Origin of the sequence: Magnetospirillum sp. UT-4, assembly GCF_902729435.1 — a bacterium.
Classification (GTDB): Bacteria; Pseudomonadota; Alphaproteobacteria; order Rhodospirillales; family Magnetospirillaceae; genus Magnetospirillum.
In genome coordinates this window covers 15,599-32,558 of sequence record NZ_CACVCG010000052.1, presented here as the reverse complement: position 1 = coordinate 32,558, position 16,960 = coordinate 15,599, and the positions used below count along the sequence as shown (strand labels likewise).

Genomic DNA, 16,960 nt, shown 5'->3' with positions numbered 1-16,960 from the left:
GGAACACTGGGACCACCATGGGTCCCGATTGTGTCCATTTCCGGGCGGGATGGGCAGCCGGACTGACGGATTAGCCGGGAAGCGGCAGGCCCGCCGATGGGCTCAGCGCGCCACCATCACAGCATCGACGCGGTCGGCGGGACCCTGGCCTTCCAGGCGGTTGCCCAGCGCCCTCACCTCGATACGGGTCGAGCGCACGCCCTTCTCCATCAGCGCCTTGCGCACCTCGAGGGCGCGCGACAGCGACAACCGGCGGGCCTTCGAGGCGTCCGCCTCGTTGCCGGCGGCGAAGGCCATCAGCTGCAGGCCGAGGCCTGCATCCTTCTCCAGCCGCTTGGCCAGCGCGTCCAGGCTGGCCTGGGAGGAGGCAGGGACCTTGGACTCGTCGGCCGAGAAGATGATGGACAAAGTGTCGCCCGACAGGCGCGGCACCGCCGGGGCCGGCGCCGGAACCACCACGGGGGCGGCGGCGGGCGGCAGCGAGGCGATCTGGGCCGGCGGCGGGACCGGAACGGAAATGGCGGCCGGGGCCGGAGCCGGAGCCGGCGGCGGCTCGACCTTGGCGACCGGGGCGGCGGGGGCTGCCGGGGCCTTGGCCAGCGGCGGCGGGGTCAGCCCCATGGGCTGCACCACCGCGGTGGCGGCGGGCGGTGCCGGTTGCGGCGCGGGCGCAGGCGCGGGCGCGGGCTTGGCGATCTCGGGCAGCGCCACCTGCGGCCCGGCCGGCTTCGCCGGTTCGGGCTTGGCCGGTTGGACCTTGGCCGGTTCGGGCTTGGCGGCAACCGGCTTGGGCGCGGGAGCCGGGGCGGCGGTCACCGGAGCGGGTGACGGCGCGGCAGGGGCAGGCGCTTCGACCTTGGCGATTTCAGCCTTGGCGATTTCCACCTTGGCCGCCGGCTTGGCCGGCTCGGGCGCGGGCGCGGCCGCCACGGGCACCGGCTTCGGCTCGGCCTTCACGGGCTGGTAGGGCTTGTAGACCGGCTCGGAGGCCGGCATCGCGGCGGGAAGCGCCTTGGCCGTCTTCTGCGGGGCCGGGGCGGCGCCGCCCTTGTCGCCCTTGAACGGGCGGTAGGCGACCGGAGCCTGCGTGCCGGGAAGGCGCGACTGCGCCGCCGGCGTGGCCGGGACCTCCGCCTTCAGCATGTCCGCCAGGGTGGGCTGCCGTCCCAGGCTGTCCAGCACCGCCCAGTTGATCTCGACGCTGGGGCGGTCGGAACCGCCGATCACCACCTGGGCCGAAGCCGGCAGGGCTACGGCGCCCGCCAGCGCGGACAGCGCCAGAACCCGCCAAGTCGCCATCGCCATGGGCCGAATACCCCCGCCTCTCTCATCAGAATTGTCGAGAGACTACATGATGACGACTCGCGCTACAACAGTGAGATGCCGAAATCGATCCCGGCTTCTCACTTCGTTGCAAGCGTAAATTTTCAGTTAATTCGCAGCCCGCCGAAGCAACGAAAGCAGCGGGGCATGCAACTGGTCGTTGGCGGCGACCACGTCGCCCGACGCCAGCATGTCGCCCTTGCCCTCGAAATCGGTGACGTAGCCGCCCGCCTCGCGCACCAGCACGATTCCGGCGGCCATGTCCCACGGCTTGATGGAATGTTCCCAATAGCCCTCGCAGCGCCCCGCCGCCACATAGGCGAGGTCGAGGGCGGCCGAGCCGAAGCGGCGCACGCCGGCGGCGTTGGTCATCACCGCGGTCAGCTCCTTGATGAACACCTCCTGCCCCGGGCGTCCGCGATGGGGGATACCGGTGGTGATCACCGATTCGTCCATCTTGCGCCGGGCCGAGACGCGCAGGCGCCAGTCGTTGAGGAAGGCGCCCGCCCCCTTCTCGGCATGGAACATGGAATCCGAGATCGGCTCGTAGACCACGCCGGCCACCATCTCGCCGTCCCGCTCCAGCCCGACCGAGACCGCGAAGTGCGGGATGCCGTGCAGGAAGTTGGTGGTGCCGTCGATGGGATCGACGATCCAGCGATGGCTCTTGTCCTCGCCCGCCACCTCGCCGCCCTCTTCCAGCAGGAAGGCGTAGCCGGGGCGCGCCTTGGCCAGTTCCTGGCGCAGGGTCTTCTCGGCCTTCAGGTCGGCCGACGAGACGAAATCGGCGGTGCCCTTCATGGACACCTGCAGCTTCTCGACCTCGCCGAAATCGCGCAGCATGCCGCGGCCCGCCTTGCGGGCCGCCGCCATCATGACGTTGAGCAGCGCGGAACGAACGATCATCGGGAAGGACCCTTTGACAAGGTGTTGAAGCGGCCTGGCGCCCCCATCCTTCGAGACGCGGCCTGCGGCCGCTCCTCAGGATGAGGGCGCCAACCAATCTCTCAGGAATTCAGCCTCACCCTGAGGAAGCCACGCAGTGGCTGTCTCGAAGGGCGAGGCCTTCCCGGGCACGGATACGACTACTTGGCCCGCTCGACGTAGGAGCAGTCGCCGGTGTTTACCACGATCTTCTCGCCCTCGGCGATGAACGGCGGCACCAGGATCTTGAGGCCGTTCTCCAGCTTGGCCGGCTTGTAGGACGACGACGCGGTCTGGCCCTTCACCACCGGATCGGCCTCGGTCACCGTCATCACCACCTTCTCGGGCAGCGACACCGACACCGGCGAGCCTTCGATGAAGTCCACCGCCACCACCATGCCGTCCTGCAGGAAGGCCGCCGCGTCGCCCAGGATCTCGGACGGCACGGTGAACTGCTCGAAGCTCTCGGCATCCATGAACGTCAGGTGCTCGCCGTCGAGGAACAGGAAGGTGCACTCCTTCTCCTCGACATTGCACTTCTCGACGGTGTCGGCGGTGCGCCAGCGCTCGTTGGTCTTGGTGCCGGTGCGGATGTCGCGCATCTCGACGGTGATGAACGCGCCGCCCTTGCCGGGCTGAACGATGGCGGTCTTGAGCACGGCCCACTGCTTGCCGTTGTGCTCGATGATGTTGCCGACGCGAATCAGGTTGGCGTTGATCTTCATTGGGAATTCCGAAAGGGCTGCCGGGAAATTGGCGCGGAACCTAGCAGCTTGGGGCGGCCATGGCAACCGCCCCCGCCCCTTTTCCTACTTCCCCCGCATCAGGAACGCCGCGTCCAGGCGGCGCAGGCGGCGGATGACGGTGTAGAGCAGCGAGAGGTAGAAGCGCTCCATGAAGCCGGGATGGCGGGCGGCCAGGGCGGCCACTAGGTCCTTGCCGGCGGCCTTGGCGACCACGTCGGAATCGGCGATCAGGGTGGCGCTGGCGCCCATTTCGTCGATGAACGACATCTCGCCGAAGGCGTCGCCCGGACCCAGCGGATCGGCGATTTTCTTCTCCGCCCCCTCGCGCTCGAAATGCACCACCCGGATGGCGCCTTCCAGCACCACGAAGATGCGGGCATTGTCCTCGCCCTCGCGCAGGATGCGGGTGCCGGCGGGGAAGGTGAAGCGCTCGGCGCTGGCGATCAGGTCGTCGAGCTCGCCGTCATCGAGTTCCTGGAAGGCGCGCTGGAATGCGATGCGAGACATCTCCCCCCCATTAATGGGCCCCGGCGAAATTCCCCTCGAAATCGAGCGGATTGGCCGACGGCTTGCCGAAATACCATCCCTGACCGTAATCGACGCCGCAATAGAACAATTGGTTGGCGACCTTCTTGTCCTCGACCATTTCCGCCACCGTCTGGATGCCGGCCTGGGTGCACATCTTGGACATGGTGCTGAGCAGATCGTGGCCGCGCTTCGAGGCGCAGGCGCGGCGCACCACCGGGCCGTCGAACTTGACGATGTCGACGTCGAAGGCGTTGAGGTAGTCGAAGCTGGCCGAGCCGGCGCCGAAATCATCCAGCGAGAACAGGTAGCCCTTGCTCCGCAGGCTCTGGATCACCTTGTTGGTGCGCTCCATGTCGGCGATGCCGGCCGATTCGGTCATCTCGAACATCATGCGGCGGTTGAGGCCGGGAACGCGCCCGAGATACTTGTGCAGCGCCTCGACGAAGCGGTCGCTGGCCAGCGAGATGCCCGACAGGTTGACCGCCACCGTCGGCAGCGGCTTGCGCTTCCACACTTTGTCCAGCTCCGCGGTCACCTTGGCCACCACCGCCAGGTCGAAATCGGCGATCACCCCCAGATTCTCGGCCAGGGTGATGATCTGGAAGGTGGATTTTGCCCGCTCGGCGTCGCGGAAGCGCGACAGCGCCTCGAAATGGTGAACCTTGCCCAGGCGCAGGTCGCAGATGGGCATGTAGACCACGTCGAAATCGCCCTTCTTGGTCACCTGCTGGAAGTACTTGGCGGTCTTGACGGTGCCGTCCAGCATCTCGTCGAGGGCGTCGGTCAGGCTCTGCACCGTCAGGCGGTCCTTGCCGGCGCAGAATTGCTGCATGGAATGGGCCAGGGCGCGCGCCACCTGGTCCTCGGTGAGCGAGCCGATATCGGCCTCCAGCGTCACCGAGCGGGCGTCGATGCTGGTGCCGGCGGGCAGGAAGGCCTGCGCCGCCTCCTCGATCTCGGCATTGACCTTCTCGGGGTCGATGCCCGCCCCATGGGCGAAGGCGAAGCTGTCGTCGTCGATGCGCCCGGCGGCGTCGCCGCCCAGGGAATAGCGCCTGAGCACCCGGCCGATGGCCGCCAGCAGCGAATGGCGCTGGCCGCCGCCCAGCTTTTCCGCCAGTTCCTTCAGCTTGCGCAGGCGGATCAGCGACACCTTGGCCTCGTCGCCCGCCTCGCCGGCCTGGTGCAGGCGCTGGGCGGCGACCTTGGCGAAGGCGGCCTCGTCGGGCTGTTCCTCGAGGGCGCAGGCCTCGGCCGCCGCCGCCTCGGCCTCGGCCAGCTGGATCTTCAGCGCCAGGAAGAAGTGGTTGTCGAACTCGCGGGCGCGGAAGCCGGCCAGCACCGCATGCACCGGGCTGCCCTTGCCCGAGCGCAGCACCACCGGCATGTCGTTGAGCCGGCCGTCCTTGTCCAGGTTCATCATCGCCGCCTCGGTGCGCCGGCGCTCCCCTTCGGCGATCAGGTCGAAGAAACGCGTCCCCGCCATCCTCGCCTCGATGGCGCCGAACAGCGGCGCGGTGGGACCGGCGCAGAACACGATCTCGTGGGCGTGGTCCAGCTCGAACAGGAGATCGGCGCGGCAGAACGCCAGCTTGAGGAAGCGGTCGCGCTCCGCCTTGAAAACGGCCTGTGCCGAGGGTGCGTTTGCCGTCATGCCATCCCGCCCGGATCAACGTCGACGTTCATCCGGATTCAACCACAGGAACCCCACGGCGTCTACGGATACCGGTGCCGCCCGCCGGCCGGATCGGCCACCTCGCCGGCGGATTCGTCCCACCAATCCGGCCCCACCGGGACCTTGCCGGCGCCGCTGGGGATGTCGAGGACGTAGGTCGGCAGGGCGATGCCCGACAGCCGCCCGCGCAGGGCGCGCATCAGCGCCCGCCCCTCGGCCAGGGTGGGGCGGAAATGGGCGGTGCCGCGGGCGAGGTCGGGGTGGTGCAGGTAATAGGGCCGCACCCGGTGGCGCACCAGGGCGCGGAACAGCGCCTCCAGCACCTCGGCGGTGTCGTTGATCCCCTTCAGCAGCACCGTCTGCGCCACCAGCGGCAGCCCGGCATCGGCCAGCCGGGCCAGGGCGGCGCAGGCTTCGGACGACAGCTCGGCCGGGTGGTTGACGTGCACCGACACCCACACCGCCGGACCGCGACCGCCGGCCAGCGCCGCCGCCAGCTCGGGGGTGACCCGGGCCGGATCGGCCACCGGCACCCGGGTGTGGATGCGAAAGACGTCGAGATGGGGAATGGTGGCGGCGCGGGCCGCCAGGTCGGCCAGCCGGGCCGCCCCCAGCATGAAGGGATCGCCGCCGGTGACGATGATCTCGCGCACCTGTGGGCGGGCGGCGACATAGGCGAAGGCGGCGTCCATCTCGGCCGGCCCCAGGGTGGCGCCGGAATCGCCCACCGCCTCGCGGCGGAAGCAGAAGCGGCAATAGACCGGACAGACCATGATCGGCTTCAGCAGCACCCGGTCGGGGTAGCGGTGGACGAGACCCTTGAGCGGGCTGTAGGCTTCGTCGCCGATGGGGTCGGCGCGCTCCTCGGGCGCCGTCGCCAGCTCCTCCGGCGCCGGCAGGTACTGCCGGGCGATGGGATCGGCGGGATCGGCGGGATTGATCAGCGCCGCCACGTGGGCGGTGACCGCCACCGCGGTGCGGGCGGCCACCGCGTCGAGGCGGCCGCGGGCGGCTTCGGTGACGAGACCGGCGGCGACCAGGGCATCGACGGTGCGAAGAGTACGGTCCATTCGGCGCAGTTCTAAAGGAAACATGGATGGCAGGCAAAGAATGGTGGCGCCCCGACTCGCTGGCAAGCCGCCGCGCCAACCTGGCGGCGCGCGGGCGCATGGTCGCCGCCATCCGCGCCTTCTTCGCCGAGCGCGGCTTCACCGAGGTCGAGACCCCCTGCCTGCAGGTCAGCCCCGGCCTGGAGATCCACCTGAAGGCTTTCGCCACCGCGCTTGTCGATCCCTGGGGCGGGCCGGACTCGACGCTCTACCTGCACACCAGCCCCGAATTCGCCATGAAGAAGCTGCTGGCCGGCGGCATGGAGCGCATCTTCCAGCTCGCCCGGGTGTTCCGCAACGCGGAACGCTCGGCCAGCCACAGCCCCGAATTCACCATGCTGGAATGGTACCGCGCCGGGGCCGGCCTGGACGACATGATGGACGAGACCGAGGCGCTGGTGCGGGCCTGCGCCACGGCCGCCGGGGCCAGCCACCTGGTGCGCGGCGAAAGCCGCTGCGACCCCTTCCTGCCCTGGCGGCGGCTGTCGGTGGCCGAGGCCTTTCACCACCATTGCGGCTTCGACGTGCTGGCCACCACCGGTGACGAGGCGGCGCTGAAGGCCGAGGCCGCCCGCCTGGGCGTATCCACCAGCCCGGCCGATCGCTGGGACGACGTTTTCTTCAAGCTGATGATGGACTGCGTCGAGCCGCAGCTGGACGGCGAGGCGCCGACCATCCTGCATTCCTGGCCGGTGGCCATGGCGGCCCTGGCCCGCCCCTCCCCCGCCGATCCCCGAATCGCCGAGCGGTTCGAGGCCTACGCCTGCGGCATCGAGCTGTGCAACGCCTTCGCCGAGCTGACCGATGCCGCCCTGCAGCGCCGCCGCTTCGAGGCCGACATGGAGCTGAAGCAGGCGCTCTACGGCGAGCATTATCCCATCGACGAGGACTTCCTGGCCGCCCTCGCCGCCGGCCTGCCCGACTGCGCCGGCAATGCGCTGGGGCTGGACCGGCTGGTCATGCTGCTGACCGGGGCGCCATCCATCGAGGACGTTCTTTGGATGCCGGTGGCGCAGCCCCCGGTTTCCGAAAATTCATGACGAAAGTATTAGCCTGATCGCGTACCATCGCTTTTGGCGACCAAAGGGAACCGCCCGCATGGACGATGATCACCACAGCTTCGGGGGCTGGAACACGGCAACGCTTCCTTCGGACGTGCTGGCGTCTTTCCTCGACGCCCTGCCGGCGCCGACCGCCATCCTCGACCATGATGGCTTCATCATCACGGTGAACGCCGCGTGGCGCCGCTTCGCCACCGAGAACGGTGGCAATCCCGAGGGCTGGCGGGGTGTCAACTACCTGGAGGCCAGCGCCTGCGACGACCAGGACAGCCGGGTGGTGGCGTGGGGCCTGGCCTCGGTGCTGGGCGGCCGGGCGCAATCCTTCCAGCACGACTATCCCTGCCATGGCAACGGCGAGCGGCGCTGGTTCCGCTGCGTCATCTCGGCCCTGGCGTCGGACGTCAAGGGACGGGTCGGCGCCTCGGTCATGCATGTGGACATCAGCGAGCAGAAGGCGGCGCAGGAACAGGCCCAGGAGGCCTCGCGCGCCAAGTCCGACTTCCTCGCCGGCATGTCCCACGAATTGCGCACGCCGCTCAACGCGGTGATCGGCTTCGCCGAGATGATCCGGATGGGAATCTGGGGACCGCTGGGCGATCCGCGCTACGTCCAGTATGCCGCCGACATCCAGTCGGCCGGCAACCACCTGCTGTCGCTGATCAACGACATCCTGGACCTGTCCAAGGTCGAGGCCGGGCGCTTCGACCTGCGCGAGGAGACGCTGGAGGTGGGCGTTCTGGTGCCGGATGTCCACGCCATGATCGCGGTGCGTGCCGAGCGGGCCGGACACACGCTCGCCGCCCGGATCCAGCCCGGGGTGCGGCTGCGCGCCGACGGCCGGCTGGTGCGGCAGATCCTGCTCAACATGCTGTCCAACGCCATCAAGTTCACCCCCGACGGCGGCCGCATCGAGACCCGCGCGGCGGTCACGCCCGAAGGCTGGCTGCACCTCGGGGTGTCGGATACCGGCATCGGCATCGCGCCGAAGGACATCGCCTTCGTGCTGGAGCCCTTCGGCCAGGTGGATTCGCTGCAGGCGCGCCGGCATTCGGGCGAGAGCACCGGCCTCGGGCTGCCCCTGTGCAAGCGCTTCGTGGAACTGCACGACGGCCGTCTGCACATCGAAAGCACCCCGGGCACCGGCACCACGGTCGCCGCCCTGTTCCCGCCGGTGCGGGTGCTGGGTCCCTGAAGGGGGGTCATCCCCTCGCCCGCGGGTGGGCGAGGGTTGATTGTCCTAAATGATATCCGCCAGGGTCTTGCGGTCGAACGCGGCGAGGAAGGCGGCCAGGCCCTCGTCGACGACGCCGCGCAGCTTGCAGTTCACCACCTGGCAGGGCAAGCCCTCGTAGCATGGCAGCAGGGACAGGTTCTCCGCCTGCCGCACCAGTTGGCCGAGGTTGATCTCGGCCGGCTCGCGGGCAAGGCGCAGGCCGCCGTTCTTGCCCCGCATGGTGCGGATGTGGCCCAATTCGCTGAGGCGGCGCACGATCTTCTTCAAGTGTTCGGACGAGATGTCGTAGAAGCCCGCCACCTCGCGCACGGTCACCGGGCGATCACGATTGGCCGCCAGATACAGCAGCATCCGGAGCGAGAAATCGGTGAACTGAGTGATCTTCATGGCCGCCCGCTTATGTCTGAAGACATATATTTACGCAGTTGATCGGACCGTTCAATGATACGCGTCAATAGCGCCGCCATTTCTTCGGCGGAGAAGGCGCCCGCCCCCAGTTCCACCGCTGTCAGCAGGTCGTGCAGGATGGTCTCGCCGAACATGGCGCACTTGCCCCGCATGGCGTGGGCATGCTCGGCCAGGACCGGGGCGTCGCCGTCCGCCGCAAGGCGCACCAGGGCGCGGCAATCGCCATCGACTTCCGCGGCGAAGGCCGGCAGCAGGCCTTCCAGTCCGGGCGGAATGTCGGGTGGCGGACCACTCATGGCGGCAGGATGAAGGCGCGCGAGCGCACGAACTCGCGGAAGCGGTCGGCGGCCAGCGGCGGGCTGAAGCGGTAGCCCTGGACCAGATCACAGCCGTGCTCGGCCAGGAAGGCCAGTTGCTCCTTGGTCTCGACGCCTTCGCCGACCACCGTCATCCCCAGCGAATGGCCGAGCGCGACGATGGCCTCGATGAGGCGGCTGTCCTCGGTATTGTCGAGCGCGTCGGCGACGAAGCTGCGGTCGATCTTGAGCTGGTCGACCGGGAAATGCTTGAGATAGCTGAGCGAGGCGTAGCCGGTGCCGAAATCGTCCACCGCGATACGGGCTCCCAGGGCGCGGATGCGGTTCAGCTTGTCCAGCACCTCGTCGCCGGCGTTGAGCACCAGGCTTTCGGTGATCTCGACGGTCACCCGCTCTGGCGCCAGCCCGCTGGCCTTCAGCACCCGTTCCAGGGTGGCGGCGATATCGGTCTGCTGCACCTGGCGCGGCGAGACGTTGATGGCCACCGAGAGCGGCCCCAGCCCGGCCGGCTCCCACCCGGCCGCCTCGGCGCAGGCGGCGGCCAGCAGCCATTCGCCGATGGGCAGGATCAGGCCCATCTCCTCGGCCAGGGGAATGAACTGGTCGGGACCGATGGCGCCGATATAGCGGCTGTGCCACCGCAGCAAGGCCTCCGCCCCCTCGACGCGGCCGTCCCTGACGTTGATGAGGGGCTGGTAGACCAGACTGAACTCGCCGTGCTCCAGCGCCTCGGACAGTTCGCCGGCCAGGCGCGAGCGGAGCTGGGCGCGGGCGTCCATATGCGCGGTGAAGAAGCGGAAGGTGCCGCGCCCGGCCTCCTTGGCCTGCTGCATGGCGCCGGTGGCGTTGCGCATCAGCGATTCGACGTCGTCGCCGTCACCCGGCCACAGGCTGATGCCGATCGATGCCGAGGTCAGGATGCGGTGGGCCTCGATGAGGAAGGGTTCGTGCAGCGATTCCAGCACCGTGCGCACCACCGCCTCGACCTCTTCCACCGAATGGGCGGCGGCCAGTACAGCGACGAACTCGTCGCTTCCGAAGCGGGCCAGGGTGTCGCCCTCACGCAGGCAGCCGGAGAACCGGCGCGCCGCCTCCTGCAGCAGCTTGTCGCCGATGGTGTGGCCCAACGTGTCGTTGATGGTCTTGAATCCGTCGAGGCCGATGAACAGCAGGGCGGCGCGCGAGTTCTCGCGCCCGGCGATGACCAGCGCCTGCAGCAGGCGGTCGAGCAGCAGGCCGCGATTGGGCAGCTCGGTCAGGGGGTCGAGGTTGTTGTGCCGCCACAGCCGGTGCGCGGTGTCCTCGGCCTCGGAGACGTCGCGGAAGATGCCGATATGGCGCAGCACGCCGCCCTGCGAATCGCGCTCGGTGGCGATGGACAGCCACTCGCGGAAGATCGCCCCGTTCTTGCGGCGGTTCAGCAGCTCGCCGTCCCAGCGGCCGGTGCGCCGCACCTGCTCCCACATCGCGTCGTAGAAACTCTGCTCCTGCAGCCCCGAACGCAGGACATTGGGGTCCTTGCCGATCACCTCGGACGGTTCGTAGCCGGTGATGAGGGTGAAGGCGGGGTTGACCGCGAGGATGCGGTTGTCGCCATCGGTGACCACGATTCCCTCGGCGGCCATGTCGAAGACCGTGCGGAACAGCCGAAGCTCGGCGTTCTCCCGTTCCAGGTCGGACTGGGTGGAATCAGGCAATGAATGTCCCCGTCGATGTATTTTTTTTACAGGATGACGCAGCACCGCCCCTCGGCGCAAGGCCTGCGGTCGACGGCGTCGCGTGCCGTCACATAATGCAGATGTCAGCCATGCATTTGGAATAGGCAGAATCCGCTTGCGGCCCCGGCGTTGGGGGGCAATACTTGGCGTGTTGAATGGTTGTCTCCTCTGACGAACATGCCGCGCGGCCCCGAACGGACCCGCGCGGCGTTTTCGTTCAGGCGGCGTTTCGGTTCAGGCGGCGTTTCGGTTCAGGCGGCGTTTCGGTTCAGGCGGCCCAGAGCAACAGCGCCACCACCTGCGGCGCGATCACCCGGAACACCATCACCACCGGATAGACCGTGGCATAGGACAGGATCGGCGCCTCGGACGAGGTCATGCCCTGGGCGAAGGCCAGCGCCGGCGGGTCGGTCATGGAACCGGCCAGGATGCCGCACAGGGACAGGTAGTTCATCTTCACCAGCAAGGTGCCGACCAGCGCCACCGTCAGCAGCGGCACCAGCGTCACCGCCACGCCGCCGGCCATCCAGGTCAGGCCGTCGCCGTGCACCAGGGTATCGACGAAGCCGGCCCCCGACTTGACCCCGACGGCGGCCAGGAACAGGGTGATGCCGAGGTCGCGCATGACGTGGTTGGCGGCCGGCGTCATGAACCACACCACCGGGCCGACATGGCCCATGCGCGACAGCAGGATGGCGACGATCAGCGGCCCGCCGGCCAGCCCCAGCTTGACCGCCGAGGGCAGGCCGGGCAGCGTGATGGGCAGCGAGCCCAGCACCATGCCCAGCGCGATGCCGACGAAGATCGGCACCATCTGGGTCTCCTGCAGCGCCTTCGAACGGTTGCCCAGCACCTTGGCCATGTGGGGCATGGTCGCCGGCTCGGCCACCACCGTCACCGCGTCGCCGAACTGCAGCTTCAGCGCCCCGTCGGGCACCAGTTCGTGGCCGCCGCGGTTGACCCGGCTGATGACCGCGCCGTGGCTGCCGCGCAGGTCCAGCTCGCCCAGGGTCTTGCCCAGCACCTCGGAGCGGGTGACCACCATGCGCTCCCACACCACGTCCTTGGACTGCATCTCCTTGAGGTCGATGGCGGCGGTCGGGCCGATCAGCCGGTTGAGGCGGGCCAGCTTGCCGCGCGGCCCCACCGCCAGCACCACGTCGCCCTCGGCCAGCACGTCGTCGGCTTGGATGACGCTCTGGTTGCCGTCGTGCAGCATGCGCGACAGCACGATGCCCATTTCCTTCAGCTCGTCCAGGTCGCGCAGGCGGCAGCCCACCACCGCCGGATTGCGGACCTCGACGTTCACCGTCTCCAGCGCCTGGAAGTCCTTGTCGCGGGCGGCGGCGAAGCTGCGGGCCGCCTCCTTCGGGTCGATGCGGAAGGCGAAGCGGATGGTCAGCATGGTGAGCAGGATGCCCATGATGCCGAACGGATAGGCGATGGCGTAGGCCTGGCCGAGGATGGTCCCCGCCCCCTCGGCGCCCAACTGGTTCAGCACCTGCTGGCCGGCGGCCAGCGACGGCGTGTTGGTCACCGCCCCCGCCAGCGTCCCCAGCGCCGCCGCCAGCGGCAGCCCGCCGAACAGGTGCAGCGCCACGGCGACCAGCGTGCCCAGCAGCACCACCGACAGCGCCAGCAGGTTCATGGTCAGGCCGTCGCGCTTGAACGCCTGGAAGAAGCCCGGCCCGACCGAGACGCCGATGGCGTAGACGAACAGCACCAGCCCGAACTCGCGGGCGAACATCATCATCTGCGGGTCCATATGGGCGCCGAAATGGCCGAAGGCGATGCCCGAGAACAGCACGCCGCCAACCCCCAGCCTCACCCCGGCCACCTGGATCTGGCCCAGGGCCAGCCCCAGCGCCGCCACCGCCGACAGGATCAGCAGCGCCTGCGCCACCCCGTGCAGTTCCATGGAAAATCCCCCCGCTCCGATCCCTTACCGTTGGCACGGGGGTTCATGCTGCGCAAGCGAAATCACCATAACATCAGCACCAGGATCTGCGGCGCCAGGATGCGCAGGCACATGGCCAGGGGATAGACGGTGGCATAGGCCAGGGCCGGCGCCTGCGACACCCCCAGGGCGTTGGCGTAGGCCAGCCCCGGCGGATTGGTCTGGGACCCGGCCAGCACGCCGCAGATGGTGAGCAGGTCGAGCCCGAGCACGGCACGGGCGACCAGCCCGGTGACCACCAGCGGCACCATGGTCACCAGCACGCCGTAGAGCATCCACGGCAGCCCCGAACCGCCGGCCAGGGTCTCGACGAAGCGCCCGCCCGAGCCCAGCCCCAGCACCGCCAGGAACAGCACGATGCCCAGTTCCCGCAGCGCCAGGTTGGCGGCCGGCGGCATGAACCACACCAGCGGCCCGAGATTGCCCAGCCGGGCCAGCAGGATCGCCACCACCAGCGGCCCGCCCGCCATTCCCAGCCGCAACGGCGCCGGCATGCCGGGCAGGAACAGCGGCAGCGAGCCGACCACCGCGCCCAGGGCGAAACCGATGAACACCGGCACCATCTCGGCGGTCTGCAGGCGGCGTTCCGAATTGCCCAGGCGGGCGGCGGCGGCGTGTAAATCCTCGGGCCGCCCGATCACCGTCAGGATGTCGCCGAACTGCAGCTTGAGCGCCGCCGCCGGGGCCAATTCGATGCCGGCGCGGTTGACCCGGCTGATGACCACGCCGATGGTGTCGGTCAGGTTCAGCTCGGCGATGGAGGCCCCCAGCACCCCGTTGGCGGTGACCACCAGCCGCTCCCATTTCACGTCGCTGCCCTTGGTGGTGGTCAGGCCCACCGCCGCCTCGCCGCCGAACAGCATGCGCGCCTGGCGCAGCGACGGGCCGGGACCGACCAGATGCAGCACGTCGCCGTGGCGCAATTCAGTCTCGCCGGTGGGCACCGACAGCCGCCCGTCGCGCAGCAGGCGCGAGGCGACCACGTGCAGGCTGGGCAGCAGGGTCAGGCCGCCCAGCCTTTCGCCCACCAGGGACTCGTTGCGCACCACCACGTCCAGCGTTTCCAGCGCCCGCGCCTCGGCCTGGCGGCGGGCCTCGAACGCGGCCGCCTCGGCCGCCGGGTCGATGCGGAAGACACCGCGGATCAGCCCCATGGCCAGCAGATTGCCGGCAATGCCGAAGGGATAGGTGACGGCGAAGGCGAGGCCGGGGATGGCCAGTTGCGCCGCCGGCGCCCCCACCTCGCGCAGCACCGTCTGCGCCGCCGCCAGGGCCGGCGCGTTGGTCACCGCCCCCGAGAACACCCCGAGCATGGCGGCCAGCGGCAGATCCAGCGTCAGATGCAGGAGGGCGGCGACGGCGACGCTGAGGCCCACCATCAGCAGCGCCAGGGCGTTGAGCGCCAGGCCGGTGCGCCTGAGCGCCGCGAAGAAGCCGGGACCGACCTGGATGCCGATGGTGTAGACGAACAGGATCAGGCCGAAATCGCGGACGAAGTCCATGGTCTCGGGGCTGAGGTCGAGCCCGGCCCGGTGGGCGACATGGCCGCCGGCGATGCCGGCGAACATCACCCCGCCGATGCCCAGCCCGACACCCCTGACCTTGACCTGCCCCAGCGCCAGCCCGGCCGCCGCCACCAGCGACAGCACGAACACGGCACGGGCGACCGGCGGCATGGCGGCGAGGAGGTCCATAGGCCGCAGGTGGCGTCTGAGTCCAACCCAGGGAAGTGCCGCGAAGGGGGTACCGAAGACCGTCATCCCCGCGAAGGCGCACGGGCGGGAACTCATGCCATTCCCTATCCGTAGCCTCATCCTGAGAGCGCACAGCGCTCGTCTCGAAGGATGGGGCGGGCCACCTGCGACGGGCCTCGTCCTTCGAGACGCCGCCTGCGGCGGCTCCTCAGGATGAGGCCCGAATGAGGCGAAGCTCTGGCTTAAAATTGGCCCTATCGTGCCGGCGGAAAGGTCGCCTTGCCCTTGCAGCGATCGGCCACCCCGCCGCCGCAACGGCGGAAGCCCAAATCCCTGTCCAGGCACAGCCGCACCTCCTCGACCATCGTGCCGCGGCAGATCACGGCGATGCCGTCGGGGGTCAGGCCGGGATTGACGGCGGCGAACAGGCGTTCGATCTCGGCCACCGGCAGCGTCACCGGCGCCGCCGGGCGGTCGAGGAAGACCGGCACCCTGACTTGGGCGCGGGCGTCGCGGGTGCGGGCGAAGTAGTCCTCGGCCTCGCCGCCGTCGCAGGTGCCGTGCTTGTCCCATTGGTGCTGGATCAGCTTGCGCGCCGGCATCAGCGGCAGCATCGAGTCCATCACCGGCCCCGGCACAGCCGACGGCGCGGCGCAGGCGGCCGGCCAGCCGCCCCGCTTGTGCTGCGGCCACAGCCCGTGCACCACGAAGCCGTTGGGCCGCGCCATGGCGCATTGCTCGGCATCGTCGCGGCCGGCGTTGGACGCGCAATAGCTGGGCGACCACGACAGCGCCAGGACGTAATAGTCGAACCGGCCGGGCGGGGCCGGCGCCTGGGCTTGGGCCATGGCCGGCAGCAATAGGACGAGCAGCGACAGCAGGCGACGCATGGAAATCCCCCCTCGAACGGCACCCCAACAATGTCATGCCCCCCATCCCGCGTCATCAGGCTGACATCTGCGAACAACGACGCTATTGTGTGCGCCCTTCATCCCACCCCGAACCCCGTCAGGCCCCATGCGCCACAGCCCGCCCGCCGTCGTTTCGCTCGATGCCATCCTGCCCGAGGAGCCCCTGTTGATGATGGGCGCCGGGCCGGTGCCGATTCCGGCACGGGTCGCCGCCGCCAATTCCATCGTCATCAACCATCTCGGCGAGACCATGAACCGGGTCATCGAGCAGGTGAAGGTGATGGCGCGCTACGTCTTCCAGACCGGCAACGCGCAGGTCCTGGGCGTCGCCGGTCCCGCCTCGGCGGCCATGGAGATGGCGGTCTGCAACCTGGTCGAGCCGGGCACCAAGGTGCTGGCCATCTGCAACGGCTTCTTCAGCCAGCGCCTGGCCGAGATGGCCAACCGCTGCGGTGCCGATGTGGTCACCCTGGACGTGCCGGGCACCCGCACCACCACCCCCGACGAGGTCGAGGCCGCCATCAAGCGCGAACGCCCGGCCCTGGTCACCCTGGTCCAGGGCGAGACCTCCAACACCGTGTGGAACCGCTACCTGCCGGAAATCTGCGCCATCGCCCGCTCCCACGGCTGCCTGGTGGTGGTGGACGCGGTGTGCACCCTGTCGACCATGCCCATGGACATGGACGATTGGGGAGTCGATAGCATCATCACCGGCGGCCAGAAGGGCCTGTCCTCGATTCCCGGCGTGTCGCTGCTGTCGTTCTCGCTGGAGGCATGGAAGCGCATCGAGGGGCGCAACGCCGCCATGGCCCATTGGTGCCTGGACGCCCGCCTGGCCGACCGCTTCTGGAACAAGAACTCGTACCACTACACCGCGCCGGTGTCGGGCATCCTGGCCCTGCACGAGGCACTGCGGCTGATCTGCACCGAGACCCTGCCGGCCCGCTTCCACCGCCACGAGCTGTGCTCGCAGGCGCTGCAGCGGGGCATCGAGGCCATGGGCCTTGACCTGCTGGTGCCCGAGGAAGCGCGCCTGTCCTCGGTGGTCGGCATCAAGGTGCCGGCCGGGGTGTCGGGCGAGGAGGTCCGCCGCTACATGTCGCGGGTCTACAAGGTCGAGATCTCGGGCGCCTTCGGCCTCGACATCCTGCGCATCGGCCAGATGGGCGAGCAGTGCCGCGCCCACACCATCTTCCGCACCCTGCACGCCTTCGGCTCGTCCATCAACGCCGTCGGCGGCAAAGTCGACCTGCCCTCGGGCGTCGCCGAGCTGGAGCGGGTGCTGACCGAGGGCGGCGGGGCTTAGCAGGGTGCGGAAATACTCTGCTTGCCACCCTCTGATCCGTCACCCCCGC

The 16,960-nt window shown here is 69.3% G+C and carries 15 protein-coding genes; 3 read left to right on the top strand and 12 right to left on the bottom strand.

The window, feature by feature from the left end:
- Positions 1-102 precede the first annotated feature (102 nt).
- The 6 genes from MTBUT4_RS08045 to MTBUT4_RS08020 form a co-directional block, all read right to left on the bottom strand.
- Positions 103-1,305 carry an OmpA family protein gene (locus MTBUT4_RS08045; protein ID WP_254434788.1) on the bottom strand — a complete coding sequence of 401 codons (1,203 nt, stop codon included), beginning with the start codon at positions 1,303-1,305 and terminating at the stop codon, positions 103-105.
- Positions 1,306-1,431: 126 nt separating this feature from the next.
- Entirely contained in the window at positions 1,432-2,229 is a 798-nt protein-coding gene (locus tag MTBUT4_RS08040) for an inositol monophosphatase family protein (RefSeq protein WP_173979156.1), read from the bottom strand.
- Between the two features lie 179 nt (positions 2,230-2,408).
- The gene (efp, locus tag MTBUT4_RS08035; protein WP_173979155.1) at positions 2,409-2,972 is read right to left on the bottom strand and encodes an elongation factor P; all 564 of its coding nucleotides are present in this window, start codon (positions 2,970-2,972) and stop codon (positions 2,409-2,411) included.
- Between the two features lie 84 nt (positions 2,973-3,056).
- Positions 3,057-3,500, bottom strand: coding sequence for a cyclic nucleotide-binding domain-containing protein (locus tag MTBUT4_RS08030; RefSeq protein ID WP_173979154.1), 444 nt, complete (start codon positions 3,498-3,500; stop codon positions 3,057-3,059).
- 10 nt (positions 3,501-3,510) lie between these two features.
- Positions 3,511-5,175: an EAL domain-containing protein gene (locus MTBUT4_RS08025; RefSeq protein WP_173979153.1), complete on the bottom strand. Its 1,665-nt coding sequence runs from the start codon at positions 5,173-5,175 to the stop codon at positions 3,511-3,513.
- 62 nt (positions 5,176-5,237) lie between these two features.
- On the bottom strand, positions 5,238-6,266 hold the full coding sequence (locus MTBUT4_RS08020; protein ID WP_173979152.1) for a lysine-2,3-aminomutase-like protein: 1,029 nt from the start codon (positions 6,264-6,266) through the stop codon (positions 5,238-5,240).
- A gap of 26 nt (positions 6,267-6,292) precedes the next feature.
- Here MTBUT4_RS08020 and epmA point away from each other — a divergent pair, with 26 nt between their 5' ends.
- Together epmA and MTBUT4_RS08010 are read left to right on the top strand one after the other, a co-directional pair.
- Positions 6,293-7,345 carry an EF-P lysine aminoacylase EpmA gene (gene epmA / locus MTBUT4_RS08015; protein ID WP_173979151.1) on the top strand — a complete coding sequence of 351 codons (1,053 nt, stop codon included), beginning with the start codon at positions 6,293-6,295 and terminating at the stop codon, positions 7,343-7,345.
- A 58-nt stretch (positions 7,346-7,403) separates the two neighbouring features.
- Positions 7,404-8,558, top strand: coding sequence for an ATP-binding protein (locus MTBUT4_RS08010; protein WP_173979150.1), 1,155 nt, complete (start codon positions 7,404-7,406; stop codon positions 8,556-8,558).
- A 45-nt stretch (positions 8,559-8,603) separates the two neighbouring features.
- Here the strand turns inward: MTBUT4_RS08010 and MTBUT4_RS08005 are convergent, their stop codons facing one another.
- The 6 genes from MTBUT4_RS08005 to MTBUT4_RS07980 all read right to left on the bottom strand — a co-directional run bounded on the left by MTBUT4_RS08005 (position 8,604) and on the right by MTBUT4_RS07980 (position 15,584).
- On the bottom strand, positions 8,604-8,987 hold the full coding sequence (locus MTBUT4_RS08005) for an Rrf2 family transcriptional regulator (RefSeq protein WP_173979149.1): 384 nt from the start codon (positions 8,985-8,987) through the stop codon (positions 8,604-8,606).
- Positions 8,984-9,304: an Hpt domain-containing protein gene (locus MTBUT4_RS08000; protein ID WP_173979148.1), complete on the bottom strand. Its 321-nt coding sequence runs from the start codon at positions 9,302-9,304 to the stop codon at positions 8,984-8,986. The genes MTBUT4_RS08005 and MTBUT4_RS08000 overlap by 4 nt, the downstream gene beginning before the upstream one ends.
- Positions 9,301-11,022: a bifunctional diguanylate cyclase/phosphodiesterase gene (locus tag MTBUT4_RS07995; protein ID WP_173979147.1), complete on the bottom strand. Its 1,722-nt coding sequence runs from the start codon at positions 11,020-11,022 to the stop codon at positions 9,301-9,303. Before MTBUT4_RS07995 ends, MTBUT4_RS08000 begins: the two co-directional genes overlap by 4 nt.
- Before the next feature lie 289 nt (positions 11,023-11,311).
- Positions 11,312-12,961, bottom strand: coding sequence for a putative transporter (locus MTBUT4_RS07990; RefSeq protein WP_217424131.1), 1,650 nt, complete (start codon positions 12,959-12,961; stop codon positions 11,312-11,314).
- Between the two features lie 62 nt (positions 12,962-13,023).
- The gene (locus MTBUT4_RS07985; RefSeq protein WP_254434787.1) at positions 13,024-14,694 is read right to left on the bottom strand and encodes a putative transporter; all 1,671 of its coding nucleotides are present in this window, start codon (positions 14,692-14,694) and stop codon (positions 13,024-13,026) included.
- 254 nt (positions 14,695-14,948) lie between these two features.
- Positions 14,949-15,584, bottom strand: coding sequence for a ribonuclease T2 (locus MTBUT4_RS07980; RefSeq protein WP_173979146.1), 636 nt, complete (start codon positions 15,582-15,584; stop codon positions 14,949-14,951).
- 127 nt (positions 15,585-15,711) lie between these two features.
- Here MTBUT4_RS07980 and MTBUT4_RS07975 point away from each other — a divergent pair, with 127 nt between their 5' ends.
- Positions 15,712-16,911: an alanine--glyoxylate aminotransferase family protein gene (locus MTBUT4_RS07975; protein ID WP_173979145.1), complete on the top strand. Its 1,200-nt coding sequence runs from the start codon at positions 15,712-15,714 to the stop codon at positions 16,909-16,911.
- Positions 16,912-16,960: the final 49 nt, after the last annotated feature.

Bases quoted from the DNA above. Each gene is read 5' to 3' on its own strand.
- MTBUT4_RS08045 (WP_254434788.1), bottom strand. From the start codon at position 1,305: ATGGCGATGGCGACTTGGCGGGTTCTGGCGCTGTCCGCGCTGGCGGGC.
- MTBUT4_RS08040 (WP_173979156.1), bottom strand. From the start codon at position 2,229: ATGATCGTTCGTTCCGCGCTGCTCAACGTCATGATGGCGGCGGCCCGC.
- efp (WP_173979155.1), bottom strand. From the start codon at position 2,972: ATGAAGATCAACGCCAACCTGATTCGCGTCGGCAACATCATCGAGCAC.
- MTBUT4_RS08030 (WP_173979154.1), bottom strand. From the start codon at position 3,500: ATGTCTCGCATCGCATTCCAGCGCGCCTTCCAGGAACTCGATGACGGC.
- MTBUT4_RS08025 (WP_173979153.1), bottom strand. From the start codon at position 5,175: ATGACGGCAAACGCACCCTCGGCACAGGCCGTTTTCAAGGCGGAGCGC.
- MTBUT4_RS08020 (WP_173979152.1), bottom strand. From the start codon at position 6,266: ATGGACCGTACTCTTCGCACCGTCGATGCCCTGGTCGCCGCCGGTCTC.
- epmA (WP_173979151.1), top strand. From the start codon at position 6,293: ATGGCAGGCAAAGAATGGTGGCGCCCCGACTCGCTGGCAAGCCGCCGC.
- MTBUT4_RS08010 (WP_173979150.1), top strand. From the start codon at position 7,404: ATGGACGATGATCACCACAGCTTCGGGGGCTGGAACACGGCAACGCTT.
- MTBUT4_RS08005 (WP_173979149.1), bottom strand. From the start codon at position 8,987: ATGAAGATCACTCAGTTCACCGATTTCTCGCTCCGGATGCTGCTGTAT.
- MTBUT4_RS08000 (WP_173979148.1), bottom strand. From the start codon at position 9,304: ATGAGTGGTCCGCCACCCGACATTCCGCCCGGACTGGAAGGCCTGCTG.
- MTBUT4_RS07990 (WP_217424131.1), bottom strand. From the start codon at position 12,961: ATGGAACTGCACGGGGTGGCGCAGGCGCTGCTGATCCTGTCGGCGGTG.
- MTBUT4_RS07985 (WP_254434787.1), bottom strand. From the start codon at position 14,694: ATGGACCTCCTCGCCGCCATGCCGCCGGTCGCCCGTGCCGTGTTCGTG.
- MTBUT4_RS07980 (WP_173979146.1), bottom strand. From the start codon at position 15,584: ATGCGTCGCCTGCTGTCGCTGCTCGTCCTATTGCTGCCGGCCATGGCC.
- MTBUT4_RS07975 (WP_173979145.1), top strand. From the start codon at position 15,712: ATGCGCCACAGCCCGCCCGCCGTCGTTTCGCTCGATGCCATCCTGCCC.